Below are 26263 nucleotides of genomic sequence, written 5' to 3'. Positions count from 1 at the left end.
TTAAAGTGATTTATAAACATCAAATCAAGGGCTATTTTATCATCCAACACCTTTTTTCATAACTGATTTTTAACCACTTATCCTCATAATTTAACTTTTTCTTGAAAATATTCCTTTTTCAGCTTGAAATCTAAAAATGATTTATGCTATCTTAGTTTTCAAATAAATTACCCCAGCAACTAAAACTAAAGCATTGTGGAAGATCGAAGAGGATACGACAGAGATGAAATTTTCTCTAAAAAAGTGAAAGCAGGTAAACGGACCTATTTTTTCGACATCAAATCTACTAGGGCAAATGATTATTATTTGACCATCACTGAAAGCAAAAGAAAAGTAAATGGTGATTCATTTACTTATGAAAAGCACAAAATTTTCCTTTATAAGGAGGATTTCCACAAATTTGTGGAAGCATTGAATGAGTCTGTGGATCATATCAAAACTGAATTGATGCCGGAAGTGGATTTTACTCAGTTTGAAAATGAAGATTCAGAAAACGAATACCGAGATGAATTAAAATGGGAATAGAAAATTTCCAAAAATTTAGATCACGTTGAGTAAATAGTATATTAGAGGAGGCCAAATAGCCTCCTTTTACTTTATCCAATATGCAGAGGTTTTTTATATATCTATTCTTGTTCATTGGAGCCTTCCTCCTCTTCGGTTGGTACTTTTCAAATATTACTGCTTATCTAATTTTATCCTTGATTTTAGCAGCTTTGTTGCGGCCTTTGACCAATCGATTGAATGATTTCCACATTGGCGGACAACATGTGCCACGTTGGACAGCGATTCTTATTTCATATTCTGCGATCGTTATACTTCTGATTCTTTTAGGCTTGCTCTTTTTCCCTTTGATCAATAATCAACTGATCATTCTGAGCAACTTAGACTTAGAAGGTATTTACCAACAAATTCAAATTCCAATAGCTCGGATTGAAAATTTTCTGCTGAAATATCAGTTAATCGAGTCACAACCTGGTTACCTTTTTGAGGAATTTAAGTCATTTATTGTAAGAGCAATTACGGGTTTTGATTTTGGCACCTTTATCAGTCAGGTATTCAGTACCGCCAGCTCCTTATTTATAGGTTTGATTGCCGTAGCTTTCATTACCTTCTTTCTACTTCTGGAAAATGGTTTATTGAGAAGGAATCTACTTAATTTGATTCCAAACCCCTATTTTGAGTTATCAGTGGCAACTTTCACTAAAGTGGAGAAGCTACTATCGAATTATCTATCTGGACTTTTATTACAGATCTTGGCCATCTTCACGATTGCAAGCTTAGGGCTGTCTCTAATGAGAATAGAATATGCACTTACCATCGCTCTATTTGCAGCAATTGCCAATTTGATACCTTATGCGGGTCCTATATTGGGTGCTACTTTTGGGATTATTGTGGGGATTTCAACAGGTAGTTTTTCCGAGGATTCTGAACTCACCTATTTATTAATCAAGATTCTCTCGGTTTTTTCCATAGTTCAGATCATAGATAATATCCTTTTACAGCCTATGATTTTTTCGAAATCAGTAAAAGCGCATCCCCTTGAAATTTTTGTTGTTATCTTTGCCGGGGCAAAAATCGCCGGAGTACTGGGGATGATTTTTGCGATACCGGTTTATACCATTTTTAGAGTTTCTGTGATGGAATTTTATAAGGGGTATAAATCCTATAGAATATTTAAAATAAAAACATCTAATTAATGGCTTTACAATGTGGCATAGTAGGACTTCCTAATGTAGGAAAGTCCACTTTGTTCAATTCCCTTTCTAGCGCGAAAGCTGAGGCGGCAAATTTCCCTTTTTGTACGATTGAACCCAATGTGGGTGTGGTGACTGTTCCGGATAAAAGACTCAAAACTTTGGAGCAACTTGTAAACCCTCAGCGGGTTTTACCAACAGTCATCGAGTTTGTTGACATCGCCGGATTGGTAAAAGGAGCTTCCAAAGGAGAAGGTTTGGGAAATAAGTTTCTGGCAAATATCCGTGAAGTCGATGCAATTATCCATGTAATAAGATGCTTTGAGGACGATAATATAGTCCATGTCGCAGGTAGCGTTGATCCTATTTTCGATAAGGAAGTAATCGACACTGAGCTCCAATTGAAGGACCTAGAATCAGTAGAGAAAAAAATCCTTAGAATAGAAAAGGTAGCCAAATCAGGGGATGCCAAAGCTAAAAAAGAGCTTGAAGTTTTGGTTAGATTCAGAGATGGATTGAAATCCGGTTTGAATGCCAGAGCGATCGAAATCGAGAAGGAAGACTTGGAAATTATCCGTGACTTACAACTTTTAACCATCAAGCCCGTGCTATATGTAGCAAACGTGGATGAAGGAAGCATTCAAACTGGCAACAAGTACGTAGAAGAGCTTAGGAATAAAGTTCAGGAAGAAAATGCTGAGGTCATTGTTTTATGTGCGGCATTAGAATCTCAAATTGCTGAATTTGAGGACCCTGAAGAAAAGGAATTATTTTTAAGTGAGTACGGTTTAGAAGAAAGTGGTCTTAATAAACTGATTTCTGCCGCCTATGCCCTGCTGGATTTAATCACCTATTTTACAGCGGGACCTCAGGAGGTAAGAGCATGGACCATCAAAAAAGGTTGGAAGGCGCCTCAGGCTGCCGGGGTAATTCACACTGATTTTGAACGTGGATTTATTAAAGCAGAAGTAATCAAGCTTGCAGACTATCAGCAATTCAAAACGGAAGCTGCATGCAGAGAAAATGGAAAAATAGCGATAGAAGGGAAAGAATATATCGTAAAAGATGGAGATATCATGCATTTTAGATTCAATGTTTAAGATATTATAAAAATTTAATGTAATTTTACCTCGCTTATCCACCCAAAAACGTTATCTGTTTTCAATAATTTATTGTCTCATTTATTTTTAATTTATCGTGAGAGTTAGACTAATATTTTCATTAAAAAACAAAGGTTCCTATTTACCTTTTCATCACCAGTACATCCTTGCGCAATTCCTTAAAGGTTTAATTGTCAAAGGAGGAAGAGAAGAGTTCTTCAACTACAACTACTTTAATTTTTCTGGTCTTAAGGGTCAGACTAAAGTAAGTAGAAGCGGTTTGCACTACTACTCCAGCTTGGTAACTCTTGTGTTATCTTCTCAAAGTGAAGATTTCATGGATTACTTGTTGGAGCAGGTATTTGCAACTCCAAAAATTGAGTTGGGAAATTTAATTCTCTCTCCAGAGTACACTGAATTGGAAGTAGAGCCTGAGTTGGAAACTTCAAACAAATTTGTTTGTATTTCCCCGTTGGTATTAATCACCCCTGCATTCAACGAGGAGATTGGCAAAAGATTCATCAGCCCAGATAGCGATGAATTTTCAGACTTATTGTATGAATCTACTTTAACTAGAATGGAACGATCCGGCTGGTATACACCAGAGCAAATGGAAAGTTTCTACAAGTTTCAGGTAGTTCCAGACATGGTCTATGTCAATAAACTCAAAGAACAACAGAAAAAATTCGCAAGAATCTATGCAGTCTATGACATGGATGTGAAATATGAAGTAAGAGGATACACCCTTCCTTTCACTTTGTATGCCGCTCCGGAAGTTCAAGACTTCGTATTTAAATGTGGGTTGGGTGCCTTTACACACAAAGGTTTTGGTATGTTGGACTTGGCAAATCACCCTGCCGGTAACAGAACAACTACTTACAAATTCAAGAGAGAAGGCTTTGTGCCTTACCGACCTACTGAAAGAGTTCGTCAAAATGTAGCTCCAGAGGAAACAGAAGGTTCCTCAGACGAGAGCACAGAAGATTAAAACATAAAATCCCCGCTAGCTAGCGGGGATTTTTTTTGACTTTTATTTTTATTCCTTCTTTTATAATAAAATTAACGGGCGTTTTCATCTCTGTTAATTCTTTTAGTAAAATCGGTCATGCCTACGGCATTCCAAACCCTTTCGATATTTCTTATTTCCAGCCATTGAAATGGGTGCCTGCCTGTCGAAGACAGGGCTAGGAAATCATTCATGCCTACGGCATTCTGAGCCATACCATAAACTTCATATTTATTTTTTGAAATTGAGTTTTTTGTGAAATGCCTCACGCTTTGGGCATTTTGCCACACCTAAAAAATTTGAATAAGCTATTAGTCGCGTAGCGACGATAGATATCCTAGCCCCACCGCGGCGGGCTAGCGGAAATTTAAATCTCTGGATGATTAATGGCTTTTCGAATAATCATAGAAGTCCTATAGGGACGATCCATTTGAAATCAGTCATCTACAGAATTCTGAGCCATGCCATAAACAATATATTCATCTTTTGAAATTGAGCTTTTTGTTACAAGTCTTAATCATACGGCGTTTTTAGTGAAACCATTTATTCTTTGTTGGGGAAATAGTCGCGTAGCGACGATAGATATCCTAGCCAGAGATTTTAATCTCTGGATATTTTAGTTATCTGCCTTTTAATCATAGAAGTCCCATAGGGACGATCCATTTGAAATCAGTCATTTCTACAGAATTCTGAGCCATGCCATAAACAATATATTCATCTTTTGAAATTGAGCTTTTTGTTACAAGTCTTAATCATACGGCGTTTTTAGTGAAACCATTTATTCTTTATTGGGGAAATAGTCGCGTAGCGACGATAGATATCCTAGCCAGAGATTTTAATCTCTGGATATTTTAGTTATCTGCCTTTTAATCATAGAAGTCCCATAGGGACGACCGATTTATTCAATCATTCCAACTCCTTAAATAAATATTCAGGCAAAAATTCAATTTGATGAGCTTTTAACAAATTCAAATATTCCTCCCTGAAGGTTATTTTTTCATGATGTTCATCTTGATTTTTTATATAATCAAATAGTTTCCCAATCTGATTCTGGCTATTGGTGAAAGAACCAAATCCTGTTTGCCACTCAAATCTATTATTCAAAAAACCATTCTCATTTATCCATTTAGAGGATTTAGCCTTCACGCTTTTCATTACTTCTGAAATAGAGTGCTTCGGATAAAACTTAAATAAGGCATGAACGTGATCTGAAACCCCATTTACAATTACGGTACTACATCCCGATTCATTTATAAGGTTTCCTAATACACCAAATAACTCTTTTTTAAAAGAGTTTTGGATGACAGCATGTCTAAACTTAACCGCAAAGATGGTGTGGCAATAAAGAGAAGAATATGTGTTTGGCATAAAAATTTAGATTAAAAATTTAAAATTCAAATCAAACTAACGATTATTTATATTTTTGGTTTCATTATTATCGGCCATGCCTACGGCATTTTTAACCTAATTAGCTATTCAGCATCCCAGCCATTAAAATGGGTGCCTGCCTGTCGAAGACAGGGCTAGGAAATCATTCATGCCTACGGCATTCTGAGCCATACCAAAAACTTCATATTTATTTTTTGAAATTGAGTTTTTTGTAAAATGCCTCACGCCTTGGGCATTTTGCCACACCGAAACTATTTGAATAAGCTATTAGTCGCGTAGCGACGATAGATATCCTAGCCCCACCGCGGCGGGCGGGCAGAGATTTTAATCTCTGGATATTTTAGGGATCTACCTTTTAATCATAGAAGTCCCAAAGGGACGACCGAATTAATCAATCATTGATATGAATATGAGCAACTCGAATGGACTATCGGTTTTTAATCCCAATTACAATCTTCTTCTATTGGGATGTAAATACACATAGCCTACCAATTGATCATATCTAGAACCCAGATTTCTGAAGTAAATCAATACTTCGTATTCATTTTCTGTTTCAAAATGGGCTCCTTCAAAAGCCTCGGTTGAGAACTGGCTTCCATCTTTGTAACCATATTGGTAATCATACCATCCTTGCTTCAGTAACAGCGTAGTTTCATAAACTCCCATTTCAGCATTCCACTGCATTTTAGCCTCCGGATTTTTTCCCCAATTTGTCAAAGCTCCCAACAAATAAACTGGGTTAGAACTTTGAGGATGATACAATCGAAAAGTGGTCAGCATATACTCACTTTCTATCTCGGGATTACCCCCTGGCCTATCGTTGGTATTCACCAAATATTGCCCATTGAGATCTAGGTATTGAGAGTAAATCTCAGCGGGTCTAGGTCTATCGACTTGAGCTTCTGCATAAATAATATCGTCTAAAACCTCCACAGAAGCCACATTCACCCCTGTTGCCCGAATAAATCTCAAATCCACAAACCTGAATTCATTCCCCGCACTAAAAGCATTTTCTCCATCAAAACTCTCGAAACGCATAGTTTTTGAGCTCTCATTTAGAAAAGTTGGCCTGCTTAAAAATCGGGCATTATCCCAACGCTGATTTTGTCTGATAACCACTTTAACCTGAGAGTTAGGATCCATCACCTCCCCTTTTGAGTAATTGACAGCTAAGTTTATCTGCTGTGAATTTCTTCTTTGAGAAGTTTGGGATGGTGGTACAATGGAAGCTCCTACTGCAAATAATTCCTCATATACCATGAATCGCTTAGTGAGAACTACATTGTTTTCATCGCGATTTGCATAAACCTTGACTACATAATTCCCTGACTTGGTAACCCTTGGAATTTGAAAATAATAATGAATAAAGGGTACTCGGGTATTATTGGAGTAATCAAAATCCTGGATATTAAATTCGTTGAAAGTGGGTAAAAAATCATTGTCTTTCAGTTGACTTGGCTTCCAATCCGCATCGCAGTGAATCAGTTTAGCCGCATACAATTCCGGATCATAGGCCAAATCATCAAAGAACAACATCAAAGGCCGAGAATCTGACATGGATATTACCGGCGCATCCAACTGGCTGTCAAATGCAGCACCAATAGGAAAAATCCTGACTGACTGAATATGGTCTTTGTAAACCTTGTCCTCTACCTGTCCAAAAGCATGAATGGATATCAAACAAAAAAGTAAAAGTGTATATCTAAAGGAATTAAGCATCTTTCAAAATAGAGATTTTAGCATCCAAAACGAAAAGCTCAGCTGAGAGTTTCCTGCAATTTTGAAATCTCATCCACCAACTCTTCCCATTCCGCATTTTTCCGGTCCAATTGACCCTTAACCGACTGGTATTTATCCTGAACTTTTGCAGCCTTTTCATCATCATTGTATAGCTCGGGGTCAGCCAACTCTATCTCTATTGTAGCCAGATTTCCTTCTAACTTCTCCACTTCTTTCTCAACCGACTCCAACTGATTTTCTAATTTCTTCAGGTTCTTTTTAGCCTGCTGAACTTCAGGATCCTGAGGATTGACAGTTTTTTTCTGTTCTTTCTTACCTGCCTTTTCCTGGGCCTGATTCGTTCCCTCCTCTTTTACTTGCTGGCTTTTCCAAAACTCATACTCTTCGTATGTTCCAGGGTATTCTTTTATCTGATTATCCTCTATGTACCAGATTTTATTGGCTACCCCTTTGATGAAATGCCTATCGTGAGAAACTGTGATAAATGTGCCTTCATACTGCTGCAAAGCTTGGATCAGAATATTGACAGACTGGAAATCCAGGTGGTTGGTCGGTTCATCCAGCAATAGAAAATTCGCTTCAGAAATCAGTGTTTTAGCCAAAGCCACTCTGGATTTTTCACCTCCTGAAAGAACTTTGATCTTTTTAAAAACTTCCTCATTTGTAAACAAAAAGCAACCCAAGACATTCCTCAACTCTGTTTCAGTTTTAGGACTTCCCGCCTGTGCCATTTCCTGAATAATTTCATTGTCCAGGGTCAAGGCTTCCAACTGATGCTGTGCAAAAAAGGACTTGATTACATTATAGCCTTCGGTTCTCTCACCCTGGATTTTTTCAGTACCATCAATGATCCTCAGCAAAGTAGACTTCCCTTTACCATTAGCACCGATCAGAGCAATTTTATCCCCACGTTCTATTCTGGCAGAAGTATCCTTCAAAATGGTCAAATCGCCATAACTTTTGCTCACATGATCCAATATGACCACGTCCCGACCCGATTTTTGAGAAAATTTGAACTTGAAATTCACAAATGCTTCATCATCCACCACTTCATGCACCCGCTCCATTCTATCCAATGCCTTTACTCTTGATTGAACCTGATTGGACTTGGAAGCTTTCGCACGGAAACGCTCTATAAATCGCTCAGTTTGCTTAATCATCTGTTGCTGATTTTCATAAGCATTCTGCTGAATCTCCATTCTTTCTTTCTTTTCCTCCTTGTAGAAAGAATAATTGCCTGCGTACAAAGTCAGGGTTTGATTCGCAACTTCCACAGTCGAGGAAATACAATTATCCAAAAAGGTTTGATCGTGAGAAACCACAATCACCGCACCTTCATAGGTTTTAAGATAATTCTCAACCCACTGAATGGATGGAAGATCCAGGTGGTTGGTCGGTTCATCCAGCATCAAAAGCGAAGGCTTTTCCAAAAGTAATTTGGCTAGCATCACTCGCATTCTCCAGCCTCCGGAGAAAGTTCGTAAAGGTTTTTCCAAATCTTCGGTCTTGAAACCAATTCCCTCCAGTACCTCTTCTGCTTTGGCTTTGATGGTATACCCTTCATTGGCTTCGAACCGATCTTGTAGAAAAGCCAATCTGTTGATGATCTCTTCAGAATGATCCGTTTCCATTTTTTTCAATACCTCATCAATTTCATCCTGGAGAGCCAATGTTTCCTTGAATGCAGCCAGAGCAACATTCAAGATACTTTCATCAGATTGATAGGAAAGCAAATCCTGATTCAAAAAACCAATAGTACAATCTTTGGCTTTTTGAACTTCCCCGCTGCTAGGCTGGTAGTCTCCGCTGATAATTTTTAATAAAGTTGATTTTCCTGTACCGTTTTGACCTACCAACCCAATTTTATCTTTTGGCTTGATGTGTAAGTTGGCATTTTCATACAAGGCACGTCCGCCGATGAAATAGGAAAGGTTTGAAATTGAAAGCATGGCGCAAAAATAAGGATTCAACCGTTTATTGAGGAAGACTATAGAAAGTATCTCAAAAGAATTAAATTGTAAGTAAATAATGATACTATGAACTCAATCAATAAAATATGTCTTTTAGCAGCCCTTACTATAGGAAGTTTGGGGGCAAGCTGTCAGCAAAAGGGGAAGCTAAGTGAAATCAAAACACCTGACTCCAGTAATAAAGTGGATATCAGAACCGCTAGTGCGGAAGTTCAGCTCGATAAAATCAAGCTTCCTGAAGGATTTAAAATTGACGTTTGGGCAGCAGATGTACCTAATGCCCGATCTATGGCGATTTCGGATAATGGAATCATCTTCGTTGGAAACCGCCAAGAAAATAATGTATATGCCTTGGTAGATGAAAATGCGGATGGAAAAGCTGATTTTAAATTCATTTTGGCAGAGGGCCTTCGAATGCCCAATGGAGTTGCCTACAAAGACGGTGATTTATACGTAGCAGAAGTAAGTAGAATCTTAAGGTTTAAGGATATCAAAAATACCTTGAGCAATCCTAGCTATGAAGTGGTTTATGATGCTTATCCAACGGAAGGACATCATGGCTGGAAATTCATAGCCTTCGGTCCAGACGGCATGTTGTATGTCCCAGTTGGTGCTCCTTGCAATATCTGTGATCCAGAAGATGAGATTTATGCATCTATCACCAGATTAGATGTGAGTAAGCCTAACCCTACTCCGGAAGTCTATGCTCATGGGGTAAGAAATACAGTTGGGTTTGACTGGCATCCTCAGACTGGTAACCTATGGTTTACCGATAATGGAAGAGATATGATGGGAGATGATATCCCTGATTGCGAGTTGAATAGAGCAACAGAAAAAGGCCAACATTTTGGATATCCTTATTGGCATGCCGGAACTGTCAAAGATCCTGAGTTTGGAGATAGTGGAAAGGCAGCTAGTGAATATGTGCAACCTGCAGCAAAAATGGGAGCTCACGTTGCTCCTTTGGGAATCCGTTTTTATGAGGGGGGAATGTTCCCTGGCACCTATAAAAACAATGCGATCATCGCAAAACATGGATCTTGGAATAGAAGCAAAAAATCAGGTTATGAAGTAGTTCTGGCTGAAATTGATGGATCCGGAAATGTAACCGGACAAAAAGTCTTTGCTAGCGGATGGTTAGATGATGCCAGTCAAGAAGTATGGGGAAGACCAGTGGATGTTCAGGAATTACCTGATGGAAGCTTGCTCATTTCAGATGATATGGCAGGATGTATTTATAGGGTGACTTATGGGGGATAATTTTTGGAGAGTAATTGAGGAGATTTGGTTAATTGTTATTAGTTATTGGTTATTAGATACTTCACTATTCGACGTTCATTATTCGATGTTCGATATTTGTGAGTAATTGAGTAAAGGGTAATTAATTGAGGATCAGTTAATTGTTATTGGTTATTAGGCACTTAGCTATTCGACGTTCATCATTCGATGTTCGATATTTGTGAGTAATTGAGTAGCTGAGGCAGATCAGTAATTTGTTATAAGTTATTGGTTAATAGATTCTTCGCTATTCGAAATTCATCATTCGATGTTCGATATTTGTGAGTAATTGAGTAAGGTGTAATTGATTAACTGGGGTCCTAATATGATTTGGATCTGTTCAAGGTTCAAAAGTTCAATGTTTTCCATCCCTAAATGGCTTAGATAAGCTACTGAGCAAGTCCAGTCGGGTCTTTAAAACTCAAAGCTCAGTATTTCTTGGTTGTTTCTTCTTGAGCTTATGACTTGAATCTGCTGGGCTGAAAACTGATGTAAAAATTGCCTTAGCACGTAGGAGGTTTCGGGATATGGCTTAACAGCTTCCAACTTTTCTGATTCATCTTTGATAAATCCATATTCCCGAAGCATTCCTCCCTCAAAAACACAGACTGCTCTTTCATCTTCCGTTCTACCTTCTAACTCTAGTCGAATAGCGCCTTTGCTGTCTTTCACTTTTTGGATAAATATCTGAGCTCTTTGATTGTACTTAAGGGCATCCTCCTTTTCTGCACATGCACCTTGGCAAATTGTATCATTCACCACTTCGCAGTTTACCTTTCGAATCCCGCACAATTTGGAACAAAGTTCATAGGTCTGAATCGCATCTGTTAAAAAGGCCTTCGCTTCCTCGGAAGAGAAAAAAGTTTCTAATGGCTGCAGGGATTTATTCACTTTTGCGATCTGAAACCGAGTGAACCCTCTCCCATCCTGATAGGAAAATAGGACCCAAATATTCCTTGGGCTTTTTAAAGCTGCATTGTACTTCGGCCAAATTCGTTTGATTTCCAAAGTTTCCAGAAGCAAAGCCATAAACTCAGAACCAGTCAATTTCCATTTTAAATCGGTAACCTCAGCCTTCAGTTCCTGCTTGATGCTTGGATGGCTCTGTCCGGTAAAATGACCTCGAAAACGATCTCTAATATTATTTGCTTTGCCTACATAGATGACTTTACCTTTTTGATCCAGCATGTAATAGACTCCGCATTTTTCAGGTATTTCACGAAATCTCTGAGATGAAAAATTTGGAGGCAAGAAGCTCTCTCCTGAATTCTTCTTTAAACCAGAATAAATAACCTCTGGATTTTCTTCAAGCATTTGACCAAACAATATGGCAGTTGCCTTAGCATCTCCCATCGCTCTATGCCTGGCAAGAATGGGAATATTTCTTTGTTCACAAATTCTTCCCAAACTGTAGGAACGCATCCCCGGAAAAATCTTCCTGCTTAATCTAACTGTGCAGAGTTTCGGATTCTTCAATTCAAAGCCTGACCTACCTAAAAACTCACGGATAAAACCGAAATCAAAATTGACTTGGTGGGCTACGAAAACCTTTCCATCCAATAACTCATAAATCTCCTCAGCGATTTCCTCAAAAGTAGGTGAATCTCTCACCATGGCATCATCAATCCCTGTAAGACCGGTGATGTAAGCTGGAATATTTTGCTGAGGATTGATCAGGCTTTGGTATTCATGCACGATTTGTTGTCCATCATGGATGACAATAGCAACTTCGGTGATCCCTCCATTTCTGAAGTTTCCTCCTGTTGTCTCAATATCCACAATAGCAAATTCCATGATCGAATTTAGGAAATGATTTTGAAGGAATAGTATTTCTGACGATAAGAGTCAGAAAGCTTAGCGCTTCACGTAGGTTCCAATCAAATGCTCAGCACAACGTTCACCATCCATGGCAGCCGATACAATCCCACCTGCATAGCCTGCCCCTTCCCCACATGGATACAATCGCTTAATCTGAGGATGCTCAAAACTCTCTCTATCTCTTGGAATTCTGACCGGCGAGGAAGTTCGGCTCTCCACCCCTATCAACTGTGCCTCGTTTGTCAGGTATCCCCTCATCTTTTGACCAAAAGCCTTAAAGGCCATAGCCAGTCTCTCAGAGATAAAGTCCGGAAGCACAGCATGCATATCTACTGAATTGAGTCCGGGCTGGTAGGAGGTATCCAAAAGGCTGGAGCTAACCCTTTTTTGAACAAAGTCAACCATTCTTTGAGCTGGTGCCACCTGCGTTTTTCCTCCGGCCTCCCATGCCTTTTTTTCAATATCTGCCTGGAAATGCATAGCGGCCAAAGGACCAAATTGATGGTATGTTCGCAAGTCTTCCAATTCAACCGAGGCTACCATTCCAGAATTGGCAAAGCGGCTATCTCTTCGGCTTGGACTCATGCCATTCACCACCAGTTCTCCGGGGGAAGTGGCAGCAGGAACAATAAAGCCTCCAGGGCACATACAAAAGCTAAAAACTCCTCTTTGTTTTCCTTTAAACTGCGTTTGCTGAACAAGAGAATAAGAAGAAGCAGGAAGATAAGGTCCGCGGTCAACCTCGCAATGGTATTGGATTTTATCGATCAGATTTTGACTATGCTCTATTCTTACGCCTAAGGCGAAAGGTTTTGCTTCAATCAAAACCTCTCTATTATGTAATAATTCAAAAATATCTCTGGCAGAATGACCTGTTGCCAAAATGACACCCTTACCGGTAATTTTCTCCCCATTTTGGGTTACTACCCCTTTGATCTCTCCATCCTTTAAAATCAAATCCTCAACTCTGGTTTCAAAAGCAATTTCTCCACCTGCGTTGAGAATACTTTGTCTGAGTTCAGCTACTAAAACCGGGAGCTTATTTGTTCCAATATGAGGATGAGCATCGACTAGGATTTCTTCCGTAGCCCCATGTGCTACTAAAATCTCCATGATTCTTCGAATATCTCCTCTTTTTTTGGATCGGGTGTACAGTTTCCCATCAGAGTATGTACCTGCTCCTCCTTCTCCAAAACAATAATTGGAGTCAGGGTTTACCACATGATGCTTGTTGATAGCAGCAAGGTCTCTTCTTCTAGCCCTAACATCCTTTCCTCTTTCTATTAGGATAGGCTTAACTCCCAGTTCAATCGCTCTCAAAGCAGCAAATAAACCTGCAGGCCCCGCTCCAACAATGATAATGGCTTCTGCATTTTTGACATTGGGATATTCAGGAATAGCATGCAGCAAAGGCTTAGGAGATTCTTTTATAAAAAGTTCTGCCTCCACATTAACCCGAACTCTTCTTCCTCGGGCGTCTATGGATCTTCGGGTTTGCCGGGCAAAGGACTCCGCTGTTTCGGTTGAAAGTCCAGCTTTATTTAGTAGAACTTTCTTAAAAAGTTCAGGGTCATAAGCCTCTTCCGGGCTTAGTTGCAAAGTGAAATTCTTCTTCATGGTAAGGTATTTATCCTTAAATCAATTGCAAAGGTAGGAAAGGGATTTGGGATTTACGAAGGACGAGGTACGATTTACGGCGATGAGAGGCGAGAAACGAGAAGCGAGAAACGAGAATTAAAATGGAGGCGACACTCAATTACACGGTTTCACTTACAAAAAATATCGAACATCGAATGATGAATGTTGAATATCGAATGAGGAATGTTGAATATCGAAGATCTACTTCGACCTAAGAACGGAATTAAATTTCAGATTTACGAAGTACGCCCCGAAAGCTTTCGGGGTACGAGAGGGCAGAGTTTATTTAATTGTTTATCGAAGCCATTTGTGTGTGGTAAAACGGTGAACCATGAACGCTGAACCAAGATGTGAGACGAGAAGCGAGAGACAAGAATTAAAATGGCGGCGACACTCAATTACACGGTTACACTTCCAAAAAATATCGAACATCGAATGAGGAATGTTGAATATCGAAGTTCTACTTCGACCTGAGAACAGAGATAAATTTCAGATTTACGATGATGAGAGACGAGAAACGAGAAGCGAGAGACGAGAAACGAGAATCTAAAGTGTGACGAAACCCAAATACACTATTACCCTTCTTCCAAAAAATATCGAACATCGAATGAGGAATGTTGAATATCGAAGTACTTAATAACCAATAACATATCCTCCTCAGTTACTCGATTAAACACTTACTCTTTAAATCACTTAATCGCCAGTATGTAAGAAAACATGGTAAATGGTATGGATACTGAAAATAAGATTACTCAGAGAGTGTACACAAGTTCAACCAAAACTCTTCAATTTTTAATATTGCTGACAAAAAATCATCCATTTGAATCGGTTTGGTCACAAAACTATTTACATGATTAGAGTAAGCCTTTTCAATATCCACTTTGTTTGAAGAAGTGGTTAGCATAATCACGGGAATTTTTTTTAAAATTTTATTTGATTTGATATCCTTCAGAACTTCATGTCCATTAAGCAAAGGGATGTTGATGTCCAATAATATCAAATCTGGCTTAAATGCATCTTTAAATTCTCCCCTTTGATAGAGGAAGTCTAAAGCATCCTCTCCATTTTTAACAACGTTAATTTGCGTTTTAATTTTACTTTCTTCGAAAGCTTCCAATGTGAGAAAGATATCTCCATCATTATCCTCCACTAGTAATATTTTTGCCTGCCTCATTTCTTTATTCATTTAAATTTGGGGGACATCCATAATAAAAACTCTTGATAAAGTTTAATTCAGATCCGCATTTATTATCCAAAGTTAATTCAGTTTTATTCCTTAGATTGATTTTACTACCAAACTGTTTTAAATCATGAATAATTATTCCAAAATAATATTTTTTGGAATAGTAAAATAAAAGGTAGTTCCGTTCCCTAATTCAGAATTTACCCAAACTTTTCCTCCCCAAGATTCTACGTTTTTCTTTACAATTGATAGTCCAATTCCTGTTCCACTAAATTCTGTCCTATCATGCAATCGTTGAAAGATGATGAAGATTTTCTCAAAGTATTTTTCTTTTATTCCGATACCATTATCCTTGACTTGGATCTGCCAATGATCCTTAGCCTCTTCAACAGAAATTTTAATTTCAGGTGATTCATCCTTTCTGGAGTACTTAATCGCATTATCTAAAAGGTTATGAATCACTTGAACAAACGGAGTTTTAAATACAGTTATTTCTGGCAAACTTTTAAAATGCAGCTTTACTCCTTTTTCTTGTATAGACTTTCTTCTCAGAATCTTAAAATCGTTAAGTATTCCATTAAAATCCACCTTTTCTGGACTTTCTTTAAACTTACCTGCTCTGGAGTACTCTAATAGATCTAGGATAATTTGCTTCATTCGAACAGCCCCATCTGTTGCAAAGTGAATGTATTGAAGGCCTTTTTCGTCTAAGACAGGTTCATATTTCTTTTTCAATAGTTGTAAAAAACTATTGATCATTCTCAAGGGTTCCTGCAGGTCATGGGAAGCTATAAAAGTAAATTGCTCTAATTCTTCATAAGCAATTTCCAGATCCTTGACATGCTGTTTCAAAGTATCGTTTAACTTGACAAGCTCATCTTCAAATTCTTTACGATAAGTGATGTCAGTCATGGCGCCTACCATTCTGATCGGCTTTTTTTCTTCATCCCTAATAATAATCCCTTTATCTAAAACCGTAATTATTCTACCAGAGGTTTGCATGATTCTATATTCAAACTCCCATTTTGACGCTTTGGGATTTTCTAATGCTTTTCTAAGGCTCTCTTTTACGCCTTCTAAATCTTCAGGGTGAAATTTATCCTTCCAGAATTCCTCTTGTGAAAGTTCTCGCTTTACATGAATTCCATATAGTTTTTCGAAACCTTTGCCACGGTAAAATTTATCATTTGCGATATCCCAATCCCAAATTCCATCTGTGGCTGCTTCTGTTACCTTTTCAAATCTTTCATTAGCTCGAAGTAAACGTATATCTGTCTCTTTTCGGGTAGTAATATCTTTAAGATAAACAGATAAACCCTGATCCGATGGATAGATACTTCCTTCTATCCACTTTTTCTTATTCTCAAAAAACTCCTCAAATTGAATTAATTGATTTAAAGATTGAGCTTTGGTCAGGTACTCAAGAAAAACCATCTTATAGGTGTCATTCAATACTTCTTGAATTTCCTTGCCAAGGACTGAAGCTTTCTTACTACCAAAGAGTTTTTCCGCTCTTTTATTCCAATAAGTAATCTGTCCTAGTTGATTTACAGCCAAAAATGCATCGCCAATACTTTCAAGAATATTCTCTTTCTCTTGATAAGCATTTTCGAGACGTTCTTTAGCTTTAATTCTTTCATCAATATTTTTAAAATAAACTGAAAGACCGCCATTAGAAGGGTAAGCATTTATTTCATACCAGCAATTATTTCCGGGATAAAAATATTCAAAGCTTTTGCTCTCATTTTGATTAACTACAGACAAATAGATTTCTTCAAGTTGGGTACCTTTCGCCGCCGGAAATTCCTTCCAAATATTTTTGCCCATCACCTCCTCGCTCTTTCTAGCCAAAAGATTCTCCGCTTCTTTATTGAAGTAAATAAAGTTCCAATTAGAATCTACCGCATAAAAAGCATCAGAGATACTGGCTAAAACCTCCGAAATTCTTAATTCCAAGAGTTTTCTTTCGTGTATATCCTGAAAGCTTCCATATATTCTAACACAACTTTTGTCAACAAATTCCACTTGGCCTCTGGAGCGAACCCAAATTTCGTTTTGTTCGGCAGTGACCAAAATGGCTTCAAAATCGAAAGGCTCTCCAAATTGAATAGCCCTATCCACTTTTTCTTTGACCAAATCCCGAAAATCAGATCTATAAAAATTTATAACAGCTTCCAACTCAGGAACGTAAGTATCAGGGTTTGTTTCATGGATTTCATGAACCATTTTTGACCAATAAATCTTATTGGACATCAAATCCACCTCCCAGCCCCCAACTCGAGAAACAGCAGATGCCTCATTTAATAATTCAGCCATCTGTTTTTCTGAAGTAATATCTTTAGCAGTCGCAAAAACAAGTCCCTCTTCGTGCTGCACCTCGCAACTCCAACTAAGCCACTTGATTGTTTTGTCACTTAAAACCTGTCTCGTTTTAAATTTGAAATTGTCTTTATTCTTGACAGACGAAACAAAGAAATCGGGCTCCGATATGCTAGAAAAATCATTCAAATTCCTTCCTCTAATCTCATCTTCTAAAGCATTCAAAAATCTTGAACCAGTTGTATTTATTTTTAAAAAATTTCCAGATAGATCCAATAAAGCAATTAAGTCTGGAGCTGATTGAAACGTGAGGTTCACCTCGTTCTCCAGCTTTTTCTTGTCTAAGTCTATCCCTAAGGATCCCTGCAGTGAATTGAGGACAGGAAAAATTGCTTCCAACTCAGAAATTGGCTTTTCAGCTCCAAAAAGTAAAACTCCTGATATTTCACCTTTATGAAATATTGGAATACCTGCCATAGAGTTTATACCTGATTTTTCGGCTTCTTTGCGCCTAATGAATCTTTCATCCTTAGATATATTTTTCCAAGAAATGGGCTTCTGCTTTTTCCAAACTTCTCCAGGTAAGCCCTCATTAGGGTTGAATTGCTCGTAGACTTTACTTTCTTTCCAAAAAATTTCTCCAGACTTGCTACCGAAACAATTCGCAATCCGTCTTAGCTTATCACCTGAAACAGTAGGAAGCCAGAATTCGGTATATTCTAATTCTAAAAATTCAATCAATTCTTCACAGACTCCATTTAAAGCTGTTTTTAAAGACTTCTTATCTCTAAATATTTTATTGATCCTTGAATCTAGTTCTTTCTTGAGTTCTATATTTTTCTTTTCTGTTACATCCTTTTGGATAGAGACCCAATGCGTAAACATTCCAGTATGATTTGCTACTGGGCTTACTGAAAAATTCACCCAAAATTCCTTGCCATACTTAGTGTAATTGACTGTTGTGACCTCTGCAGGTTTCCAGTTCCTAATTTTTTGACCAAACTCTGCCAAACCTTCAAAATCCGATTTGGGGCCTTGGAGAATCCTGGGATTTTGACCAATAATTTCCTCTAAAGTGTATTCCGAAGCATCCAAAAAAGCCTGATTGGCATAAACTATTTTAGGCCCAGGCTCCTCCATAGGTTCAGCTTCGGTTATCAAAATAGCATCATTTGTATTATTGATGGCATTCTCCAAAAGTTTTAACCTCTGTTCTTCTATAACCTTCTCCGTGATATCCCTTGAATTTGCTACTATTCCCTTAACCACCTGGTTATCCAACATATTGGTTAATATGGTTTCAATCCATCTCCACTCACCATTATTATTCTGAAATCTAAAGGGATCGACCTGAACTCTTTGCTCCTCAAAGATTCTATTTAGAAAACCCATTGTTCTTTCTTTATCCTCAGGATGGATAAATTCAAATGCATTTCTATTTTCAAATTCATGGGGTTCTATTCCCAAAATTGAGCTACTCGTAGGACTCACATACTTATAATTCCCCTCTTGATCGAGGATGGCTATTAAATCAGAACCTTCTTGAACCAAAGCTTTAAACCTTAATTCATTCTGGTGAATTAACAATTCATTTTCAATCTTCTCCCTTCCATCCCGAGCTACGCAGTACATCATTTGGTCTTGCTCGTCCCAGCGAGCCGACCAAAAATTATAGGCTATTTTCCCATCTTTTCTTATGTAGCGATTTTCAAAAGTGGTGATCTTTTTACCAGATAATATCTCTTCAGCCACCTTTGAGGTTTTTTCAATATCCTCCGGATAAATCAAATCAGCATAAGGAGTTCCCTCCAACTCCTCAGGCTCATAACCCCATAAATCTTTGGATGCGGCATTAACTTTCACAAAGTTTCCATTACTATCAATAGAACAGATAACATCTAGCGAAGCTTCAAAAAGTTTCTTCTCTTCTTTTCTAAGTGCTACAAAATTGGTCACATCAGTGTTCCTGCAAAAAGCCAGATTACCTAAACTTTTTTGGTCCGTAATCAAGTCAAACTTAATTATTCCAAAAATCTTCTTTCCAGTACTGGGATCTACAAATGACTCTTCAACCTCCTTTAATTGACCTGAAAACACTTTTTCATAAATAAAACTCCATTTACTTAAGTATTCCTCTCCAAATTCCGGAATGAAAATAGAGTCCCCTTTCTTCAAAACATTTCCCGTAAAATTTTCAATTAAACTTGAATATGAAGGATTAGCATAAACTATCTCGAGCTTATCATTTACTACCCAACAAAGGTCTGAGCAATAGTCAAAAACGCTAAAATTCATGTGATGGGTTAGGATTTTTCAAAGATGGGTTAGGGTTTCTCAAAATCGTATTTTCCAATTTACCAAAAATACTAGGAACGGTTAGCATTAGGTCTCCTTATTTTTAGTAATAGGTGCTTTTCAATTTTAACTAATTCCAAGATAAAATATGGGAAATAACAGAATTTTATCAGGATATTAAATTATCTGGCTATCTGCAATCTTGCCGCTTAACATATTTTCTTTGTTTGACCGATTAGATACTTCGACCTCGCTCAGCATAGGCAACCGAAGACCGAAGCTTGCGCGACCCTGCCTGATGCATAATGGATTAAGCACAGTTACTCGATTACATATCGAACGGCGAATGAGAAATGTAGAATTGGAGAGTTCTATTTCGACCTGAGAACAGAGGGAAATTTGAGATTTACGGCGATGAGAGGCGAGAGAAGAGGATTTAAAGTCAGACGAAACTTGATTAATCGATTACTCAATTGCACAGTTACACTTCCAAAAAAATATCGAACATCGAATGATGAATGTTGAATATTGAAGTTCTGCTTCGACCTGAGAACAGAGATAAATTTCACATTTACGATGATGAGAGACGAGAAACGAGAAGCGAGAGACGAGAATTTAAAGTGTGAGGAAACTCGATTAATCGATTACTCAATTACACAGTTACACTTTCAAATAATCAATTCATCCTATCCAATACCTGAAATCTGGAGGAATTGGAAATAAATTCAGGTACAATCGACTTCAAGTGAGAGACTAATTCATTTTCTGAATTTTTAGAAATCAACTCCTGGAAAAGCTCGACCTGACCATCTATCTTATGGTAGGCAGCAGGCATCACTTGGGCAATTTTAATCTTAGGATGATGGGTAATCTTCACTGTTTCAAAATCATTCAACAGTTCTTCATACAACTTCTCCCCTTCTCTCAATCCTGTAAATACAATACTGATGTCCTCATCTACTTTCTTACCGGAAAGCTGAATCATTTTCTTCGCCAAATCCAGAATCTTCACCGGCTCTCCCATGTCAAATACATAGATCTCTCCTCCATGTCCCATTACCCCAGCCTCCAATACCAATTGGCAAGCTTCAGGAATGGTCATAAAGAAACGAGTGATTTCCGGATGGGTAACTGTAATCGGGCCACCGTGCAAAATCTGCTTCTTGAAAAGTGGTATTACTGAACCATTAGAACCCAAAACGTTTCCAAATCGGGTGGTAATGAATTTAGTATGATACTTCTTATGATTGACTTCCAAATATTCATTCAATGCCTGCACATACATTTCAGCAGCTCTTTTGCTCGCCCCCATCACATTGGTTGGGTTTACTGCCTTATCTGTAGATACAAATACAAACTTATCTACCTGAGACAACACAGAAAGATCTGCCAAAACTTTGGTACCTATCACATTGGAATGGATCGCTTCTTCCGGATAGTTCTCCATCATCGGCACATGCTTATAGGCCGCTGCATGAAATACTACCTGAGGCTTAAAGTTTTTGAAGACTTCCTTCATTTTCTTCTTATTCCTCACGTCTCCCAAAATGATTTTAATCGGGCATGATGGATAAGACTCCTTAAACTCATTTTCCACATCATACAAAGCTGATTCAGCAATGTCTAACATGATTAGAAGTTTCGGTTGATAATAAGATATTTGTCGGCAAAGTTCAGAACCGATAGAACCTGCAGCTCCAGTTACCAATACAACCTTGTCTATCAAATCTTCATGGATTCTTGGATTATCCAATTGAATCTGATCTCTGGATAAAAGATCCTCAATTTTGATTTCACGAATTGCACCGGCAGTTAAGCCACCATTGATCCATTGATCTACAGGAGGAACTATGGAAACGGAAATCTTTAACCTCAAGCATTCATCAATAATTTCTCTTTTCCGCTGAACTGAAAGATCCCTAACTGCAATAATCAATTCAGTGACTCCATGTGCACTGACCAATTTTTCCAACTGAGAAAGCCCGTGGAAGATTCTGGTTCCAGAAATATTTTTGCCATCTTTTTTGGGGTCATCATCCAAAAAAGCAACCGTATTGAAATAGGATTTACTATCCGTCTTTATGGCATCCTGAGCAATAATACCGGCCTCTCCGGCACCAAAAATGACTCCGTTTCTTTGTTCTTTGGCAATAAATCCGTTTTTCAAATAGACAAACAGCTCTTTAACAAGCAGTCTATAGAAAACAAGCATGAAGAGCGAGGACAAACTCGCAATAATCAAAACAGAGGTAGGAAGTAGGAATCTGTCATTCAGAAAACTCCCATGGAAAAAATTAAGAAAGAGAAATAAAATAAAATTGATAAGAACCGTTTTAAAGATATTGGAACCATCCTTAAAACCGGTATGTCTAACAATTCCCTCGTAGCTTCGGGTATTTTGCATAACCAAAAGTCCACCGATCATAAAGGTAAAACTTCCAGCTACAGCATCATTTTGTTCGATTAAGGCTAATTCAAAATTGAATCTAACCAAATAGCCGAAAAGAGCACAGTGGAAAAGAATAAGGGCATCTAGCGTGGCAATGATCCATCTAGGAAGGATTTTGAGCCTGGTTAAAAAATTCATAGTAGAGATTGTTTCAAATTGATAAGGTTAAAAGGTTAAGCCTCACTAATTCTATGACTTTGCAAAATAAGATTTTTTATCCTGCTAAACCAAATATCCTTGTGTATTTTTCAGTTCAATCCAATATTATTTTGAATTATTTCAATTGAATGTTAGGTATTTTTGAAATACGATAAAAACAAAGGAATTGGATTTAAGCGGAAACAGTTTTTGTAATTCTTATTTAAGTGGGAAAATTTGGAGTACAACAGGTTTAAAAACGGGTTTGAAAGTATTAAATAATGTATTCTGATATTTTGTTCGAAAATATACAAATTTATTTGAATAATCTGTTAATTCACAGGAAGACTAAGTTGGAAGTGTGAATTATGAAATTAGAAAGCTAAAAATATTTTTTGAAACCAAGATTTTCATACTCTATTGTGAAAGATGAACCTTTTCCTGCTTATTTCCTTCAAATCTCCCCATGCTCACATGCCCTTGTTGGGAAACTCCTTTCCCCAACAAAACATTAAAAAAGGTGATAAGTAGAATTTTACAATCCAGCAGAAAGCTAACATTTTCCACATACCAGGTATCAAATTCAAATTTCTCCTCCCAAGAGATGGTGTTTCTACCATTGACCTGAGCCCAACCACTGACTCCTGGCTTGACTAAGTGCCTTTTGATTTGCTCTTCATTGTATAGCGGAAGGTATTCCATCAATAAGGGTCTTGGACCTACCAAACTCATATCCCCTCTGATTACATTGAGCAGCTGAGGCATTTCATCCAGAGAAAACTTCCGGATGACTCTTCCAAACTTGGTAATCCGCTCCGAATCTGGCAACAGGTTTCCTGACGAATCTTTTTTATCCGTCATGGTCTTGAATTTTAGAATACTAAAAGGAATGGTTTGAAATCCGGGACGGGTTTGTTTAAAAATTGGATTACCCCGGAAATAAAAGAATAAGGCTAGATAGAGAAATAGAAAAAGAGGAGATAGCAATAAAAAAAGGGTTCCTGCCACCAATAGATCCAGCAGTCTTTTACCGACTTTTCTATAATTCACAAACTCAGAATGTTTTGGCTAATTCTTTGATTACAATACCTACAATTTTTTCCTGATCCTCATAGGTCAAATCAGCAGAACTTGGTAGACAAATTCCTTTTTGAAATAAACTTTTGGAAATATCACCCCCGAAAAACTGTACATTTCTAAATACAGGCTGCATGTGCAAAGGTTTCCACAAAAATCTGGTTTCTATTCCATTCTTCATTAAGGCAACTCTCAGGTTATCATTAGTAAAGCCAGTCACTTTATCGTCAATCAAAATTGTAGTCAACCAATAATTGGAGGTGACGCCTTCAGGCTCATCCTGAAATACTATACCTGGTATTCTACCTAGGAGTTCGCGGTAAATAGCATTAACCTCTCTCCTTCTGTCAATCCATTGATCCAACTGCTCCAACTGAGCCAAGCCCACCGCAGCAGCCAAATTATTCATTTTATAATTATAGCCTATTTCCAAGTGCTGATAGTAAGGAAGATCTTCTCGTGCTTGAGTTGAAAGGTATCTTGCTTTTTCTACCAAGGAACTATCATTAGCGATTAATGCTCCTCCTCCACCGGAAGTGATAATTTTATTTCCGTTGAAAGAGTATACACCGATATCTCCCATGGTTCCACAAAAGCGATCATTCACTGTACTACCCACAGCCTCAGCAGCATCTTCCAAAACCGGAATATTGTATCTGCCAGCAATTTCCATGATTTCCTGCATTTTAGCAGGCATTCCAAAGAGGTGTACCACGATGATTGCCTTGGGCTTTTTCCCATGAGCAATCCTATGCATAATGGCATCTTCTAATAGTTCCGGCGACATATTCCATGTTTCCTTTTCACTATCTACAAAGATGGGAGTTGCTCCTAAGTAAATGATGGGATTAGCTGAGGCACAAAAAGTAAAAGATTGGCAAATTACTTCATCACCTGCTTTTACGCCTAAAAGAACAAGGGCTAAATGTAAAGAGCTGGTTCCAGAGTTAAGAGCTACAGCTTGATGAGTTTTCAGTTTTCGCCCAAGTTTCCTTTCGAATTTATCGATAAAGCTGCCTGAAGTTGCCAGTTGCCCGGAACTGATGGCTTCTTGGGTGTAAATAAGTTCATTTCCACCAAAGATTGGAGCGGAAAGTTTAAACTGAAATGCCATTTAGAGGGTGCGCCATACCGTTTACGATGGGAAACTAAATAGATTCTATCAAAAACCCAACCAAACATAAAATTTATTCAAATAAAAAATGCCCCGAAGGGCATTTATAAGCTTTGAACGGCTCTAAACCTAATTTAGGTTCATCTTGGATTCTTGAATTTCTTCCATTTCCAATTTGATTTTTCTTCTTTGTTGCTGCGAAAGAGGCCTTACTTCCAGCACTCTTGGCTCTGCATGAACCTTCTTTTTCACATACTTAATTGTCACCTGATCCAGCCTATATCCGAGGCCGAGGGCAATGGCAGAAATCAGTGGTAAAACCAAATGATCTGAATAATCTTTCAATGCGACCACCAATATCACGAAAGCCAATTGAATGAAGCCAAGAAGCATAGCCACATGATTATGCTTCAATCCAGATCTCATTAGGAAATGGTGTACATGGCTTTTATCCGGAGTCATAGGTCCTTTTCCCTGCATGAGTCTACGGGTAAATACACGTGCCATATCATAGAGTGGAAAAATCATCAACGCTATTCCTGATGAAAATACAGGTTCGAACTTCCAAGCCGATCCAGCAGGCAAAGCCGCATTATATTCCATAAAGGCAATAATTAAAGCTCCCATTGTAAAACCAAGTGTTAGAGAACCTGTATCACCCATGAAGATTTTGGCAGGATGCCAATTATATACCAAGAAGGAAAGAATTCCACCCAAGAAAGTAAAGCAAAGCACGGCGAAGCTGTCAAGCCCATGCACATAGAACCAAACACCAAGAGAACTTAGAACAATCACCGCCATGGTTGAGGCCAAGCCATCCAATCCATCGATCAGGTTGAACGCATTGGTCAAGGCCAAGATTACAAAAGCAGAGAATCCGTATGAAACATACAAGTTGAGCTCCCCTACTCCCATAAATCCATGTAGATCCTTGATTCGGATATCTGCGGCAACAATTACAAGCAGAACAGCAACCAGCTGGCCCATGATCTTATGGGTGGCTTTCAGTTCCACCATATCATCCCGAAGGCCCACAAAGAATACCAGGGCAATAGCACCTAGTAAATAGCGGATATCAGGAAGTGGAAACTGCCAAGCCCAAATGGACATGGCGATAGATGCAGCTAAAAAGAAGGCAATTCCTCCCATGGAAGGGATAAATTTCTTGTGAATTTTCCTTCCACCCGGCAGATCACCTATTTGAGCTTTGTGGAGTAGCTTTATCAGAATCGGTGTGACAAAAAATCCCACCGAAAAAGCTGTGAGTATGGCTAGTAAAAAAAACATAATTGGTTGGTTTAATCGGTTAAAATTACAAAGTATGAATTACAAAAGTCTTGCCTTTAATGATTTATTAATGGAAGGCCTGATATGATGAAAAGTATGAAAAACATAATTTAATGTATATCAGGTGTTTAAACTAAGATTAAATTCAAATTTTTGAATATAAAATTTTTTCAAAAATCATGCCTTTACATAAGGGCTTTGGATTTAGTTTTCAAAAACTCAGGAAGACTTAACCAAAACGATGAGACTTGAGTAATAGTGTAATTGAGTAATTGAGTAATTGAGTAACTGATTAATTGATAACGATCTCAAGTCTAGGTTCTTACCTCTAATCTCTCGCGTCTTGGTTCTCGATTCTAATCTCTCGCCTCTCGCTTCTCGCTTCTCGTCTCTAATCTCTCGCTGTCATTCCCTGAAATAGGTTGACCGTTTTTAAATCAGAATGAAGATGCTAAAAACGGGAAAAAGGATCAATTCACATCGTAAATTTTCTGAAGAATTTAAACGTAAATTGGTAGACGACTTCGAAAAAGGAGTCATGTCTGTTCCTCAAATGCAAAAGCATTACGGAGTTTGTAATGCTCTTATTTATCGTTGGATTTACAAGTATTCCACTTACAATGAAAAAAATATCAGAATCGTTGAGATGAAAGACAGCCAGACACATCGGTTAAAGGAACTCGAAGAAAAGGTCAAGGAGCTCGAACGAACTGTTGGACAGAAACAGATCATGATTGACTATTTAGAAAAGATGATTGACCTGGC

18 protein-coding genes are annotated in these 26263 nt (G+C 38.0%); 6 read left to right on the top strand and 12 right to left on the bottom strand.

What is annotated here, in order from left to right; genetic code table 11:
* Positions 1-195: 195 nt before the first annotated feature.
* The 4 genes from BM073_RS02230 to cas6 all read left to right on the top strand — a co-directional run bounded on the left by BM073_RS02230 (position 196) and on the right by cas6 (position 3785).
* Positions 196-525, top strand: a complete 330-nt coding sequence (locus BM073_RS02230; protein WP_091649772.1) for a DUF3276 family protein — start codon at positions 196-198, stop codon at positions 523-525.
* An 80-nt stretch (positions 526-605) separates the two neighbouring features.
* The gene (locus BM073_RS02225; protein WP_091649769.1) at positions 606-1700 is read left to right on the top strand and encodes an AI-2E family transporter; all 1095 of its coding nucleotides are present in this window, start codon (positions 606-608) and stop codon (positions 1698-1700) included.
* Entirely contained in the window at positions 1700-2797 is a 1098-nt protein-coding gene (gene ychF, locus BM073_RS02220) for a redox-regulated ATPase YchF (RefSeq protein WP_091649768.1), read from the top strand. The genes BM073_RS02225 and ychF overlap by 1 nt, the downstream gene beginning before the upstream one ends.
* Before the next feature lie 97 nt (positions 2798-2894).
* Complete coding sequence (gene cas6 / locus BM073_RS02215) at positions 2895-3785, top strand: CRISPR-associated endoribonuclease Cas6 (protein WP_091649766.1); 891 nt, start codon at positions 2895-2897, stop codon at positions 3783-3785.
* A gap of 71 nt (positions 3786-3856) precedes the next feature.
* Here cas6 and BM073_RS02210 read toward each other — a convergent pair whose 3' ends face one another.
* From BM073_RS02210 to abc-f, 4 genes are all read right to left on the bottom strand, one after another.
* Positions 3857-4072: a hypothetical protein gene (locus tag BM073_RS02210; RefSeq protein WP_139217427.1), complete on the bottom strand. Its 216-nt coding sequence runs from the start codon at positions 4070-4072 to the stop codon at positions 3857-3859.
* Between the two features lie 637 nt (positions 4073-4709).
* Positions 4710-5171, bottom strand: coding sequence for an IS200/IS605 family transposase (gene tnpA / locus BM073_RS02205; RefSeq protein ID WP_091649760.1), 462 nt, complete (start codon positions 5169-5171; stop codon positions 4710-4712).
* A 468-nt stretch (positions 5172-5639) separates the two neighbouring features.
* Positions 5640-6911 carry a type IX secretion system plug protein gene (locus BM073_RS02200; RefSeq protein ID WP_091649758.1) on the bottom strand — a complete coding sequence of 424 codons (1272 nt, stop codon included), beginning with the start codon at positions 6909-6911 and terminating at the stop codon, positions 5640-5642.
* A 38-nt stretch (positions 6912-6949) separates the two neighbouring features.
* Positions 6950-8881: a ribosomal protection-like ABC-F family protein gene (abc-f, locus tag BM073_RS02195; protein WP_091649756.1), complete on the bottom strand. Its 1932-nt coding sequence runs from the start codon at positions 8879-8881 to the stop codon at positions 6950-6952.
* Between the two features lie 87 nt (positions 8882-8968).
* On the opposite strand from abc-f, the gene BM073_RS02190 reads away from it, so the two are divergent.
* A complete protein-coding gene (locus BM073_RS02190) occupies positions 8969-10162 on the top strand; it encodes a PQQ-dependent sugar dehydrogenase (RefSeq protein ID WP_091649754.1) in 1194 nt (397 codons plus the stop codon).
* A 432-nt stretch (positions 10163-10594) separates the two neighbouring features.
* On the opposite strand, the gene BM073_RS02185 is transcribed toward BM073_RS02190, so the two are convergent.
* From BM073_RS02185 to BM073_RS02150, 8 genes are all read right to left on the bottom strand, one after another.
* A complete protein-coding gene (locus tag BM073_RS02185; protein WP_091649751.1) occupies positions 10595-11974 on the bottom strand; it encodes an exonuclease domain-containing protein in 1380 nt (459 codons plus the stop codon).
* A gap of 60 nt (positions 11975-12034) precedes the next feature.
* Positions 12035-13615, bottom strand: coding sequence for an NAD(P)/FAD-dependent oxidoreductase (locus tag BM073_RS02180; protein ID WP_091649748.1), 1581 nt, complete (start codon positions 13613-13615; stop codon positions 12035-12037).
* Positions 13616-14384: 769 nt separating this feature from the next.
* Positions 14385-14822 (bottom strand): response regulator, encoded by a 438-nt coding sequence (locus BM073_RS02175; protein ID WP_317042641.1) that lies wholly within the window; start codon positions 14820-14822, stop codon positions 14385-14387.
* Between the two features lie 132 nt (positions 14823-14954).
* Entirely contained in the window at positions 14955-19433 is a 4479-nt protein-coding gene (locus BM073_RS02170; protein WP_091649746.1) for a PAS domain S-box protein, read from the bottom strand.
* A 676-nt stretch (positions 19434-20109) separates the two neighbouring features.
* The gene (locus BM073_RS02165; protein WP_091649742.1) at positions 20110-22020 is read right to left on the bottom strand and encodes a polysaccharide biosynthesis protein; all 1911 of its coding nucleotides are present in this window, start codon (positions 22018-22020) and stop codon (positions 20110-20112) included.
* Between the two features lie 417 nt (positions 22021-22437).
* Complete coding sequence (locus BM073_RS02160; RefSeq protein ID WP_091649740.1) at positions 22438-23070, bottom strand: sugar transferase; 633 nt, start codon at positions 23068-23070, stop codon at positions 22438-22440.
* Between the two features lie 4 nt (positions 23071-23074).
* Complete coding sequence (locus tag BM073_RS02155; RefSeq protein ID WP_091649737.1) at positions 23075-24211, bottom strand: aminotransferase class I/II-fold pyridoxal phosphate-dependent enzyme; 1137 nt, start codon at positions 24209-24211, stop codon at positions 23075-23077.
* Positions 24212-24340: 129 nt separating this feature from the next.
* The gene (locus BM073_RS02150; RefSeq protein ID WP_091649734.1) at positions 24341-25498 is read right to left on the bottom strand and encodes a glycosyltransferase family 4 protein; all 1158 of its coding nucleotides are present in this window, start codon (positions 25496-25498) and stop codon (positions 24341-24343) included.
* Positions 25499-25940: 442 nt separating this feature from the next.
* Here BM073_RS02150 and BM073_RS02145 point away from each other — a divergent pair.
* Positions 25941-26263, top strand: a 323-nt coding sequence (locus BM073_RS02145; RefSeq protein WP_245756351.1) for a transposase, incomplete at its 3' end; no start/stop codon positions are given.

This window comes from Algoriphagus ornithinivorans (assembly GCF_900115305.1).
GTDB classification, from domain to species: domain Bacteria; phylum Bacteroidota; class Bacteroidia; order Cytophagales; family Cyclobacteriaceae; genus Algoriphagus; species Algoriphagus ornithinivorans.
This window is presented reverse-complemented; position numbering and strand designations above follow the sequence as displayed.

Excerpts from the sequence above, each read along its gene's own strand:
- BM073_RS02150 (WP_091649734.1), bottom strand. The coding sequence starts at position 25,498 with ATGTTTTTTTTACTAGCCATACTCACAGCTTTTTCGGTGGGATTTTTT.
- ychF (WP_091649768.1), top strand. The coding sequence starts at position 1,700 with ATGGCTTTACAATGTGGCATAGTAGGACTTCCTAATGTAGGAAAGTCC.
- BM073_RS02185 (WP_091649751.1), bottom strand. The coding sequence starts at position 11,974 with ATGGAATTTGCTATTGTGGATATTGAGACAACAGGAGGAAACTTCAGA.
- tnpA (WP_091649760.1), bottom strand. The coding sequence starts at position 5,171 with ATGCCAAACACATATTCTTCTCTTTATTGCCACACCATCTTTGCGGTT.
- BM073_RS02165 (WP_091649742.1), bottom strand. The coding sequence starts at position 22,020 with ATGAATTTTTTAACCAGGCTCAAAATCCTTCCTAGATGGATCATTGCC.
- BM073_RS02170 (WP_091649746.1), bottom strand. The coding sequence starts at position 19,433 with ATGAATTTTAGCGTTTTTGACTATTGCTCAGACCTTTGTTGGGTAGTA.
- BM073_RS02225 (WP_091649769.1), top strand. The coding sequence starts at position 606 with ATGCAGAGGTTTTTTATATATCTATTCTTGTTCATTGGAGCCTTCCTC.
- abc-f (WP_091649756.1), bottom strand. The coding sequence starts at position 8,881 with ATGCTTTCAATTTCAAACCTTTCCTATTTCATCGGCGGACGTGCCTTG.
- BM073_RS02175 (WP_317042641.1), bottom strand. The coding sequence starts at position 14,822 with ATGAATAAAGAAATGAGGCAGGCAAAAATATTACTAGTGGAGGATAAT.
- BM073_RS02180 (WP_091649748.1), bottom strand. The coding sequence starts at position 13,615 with ATGAAGAAGAATTTCACTTTGCAACTAAGCCCGGAAGAGGCTTATGAC.
- BM073_RS02155 (WP_091649737.1), bottom strand. The coding sequence starts at position 24,211 with ATGGCATTTCAGTTTAAACTTTCCGCTCCAATCTTTGGTGGAAATGAA.
- BM073_RS02190 (WP_091649754.1), top strand. The coding sequence starts at position 8,969 with ATGAACTCAATCAATAAAATATGTCTTTTAGCAGCCCTTACTATAGGA.
- BM073_RS02200 (WP_091649758.1), bottom strand. The coding sequence starts at position 6,911 with ATGCTTAATTCCTTTAGATATACACTTTTACTTTTTTGTTTGATATCC.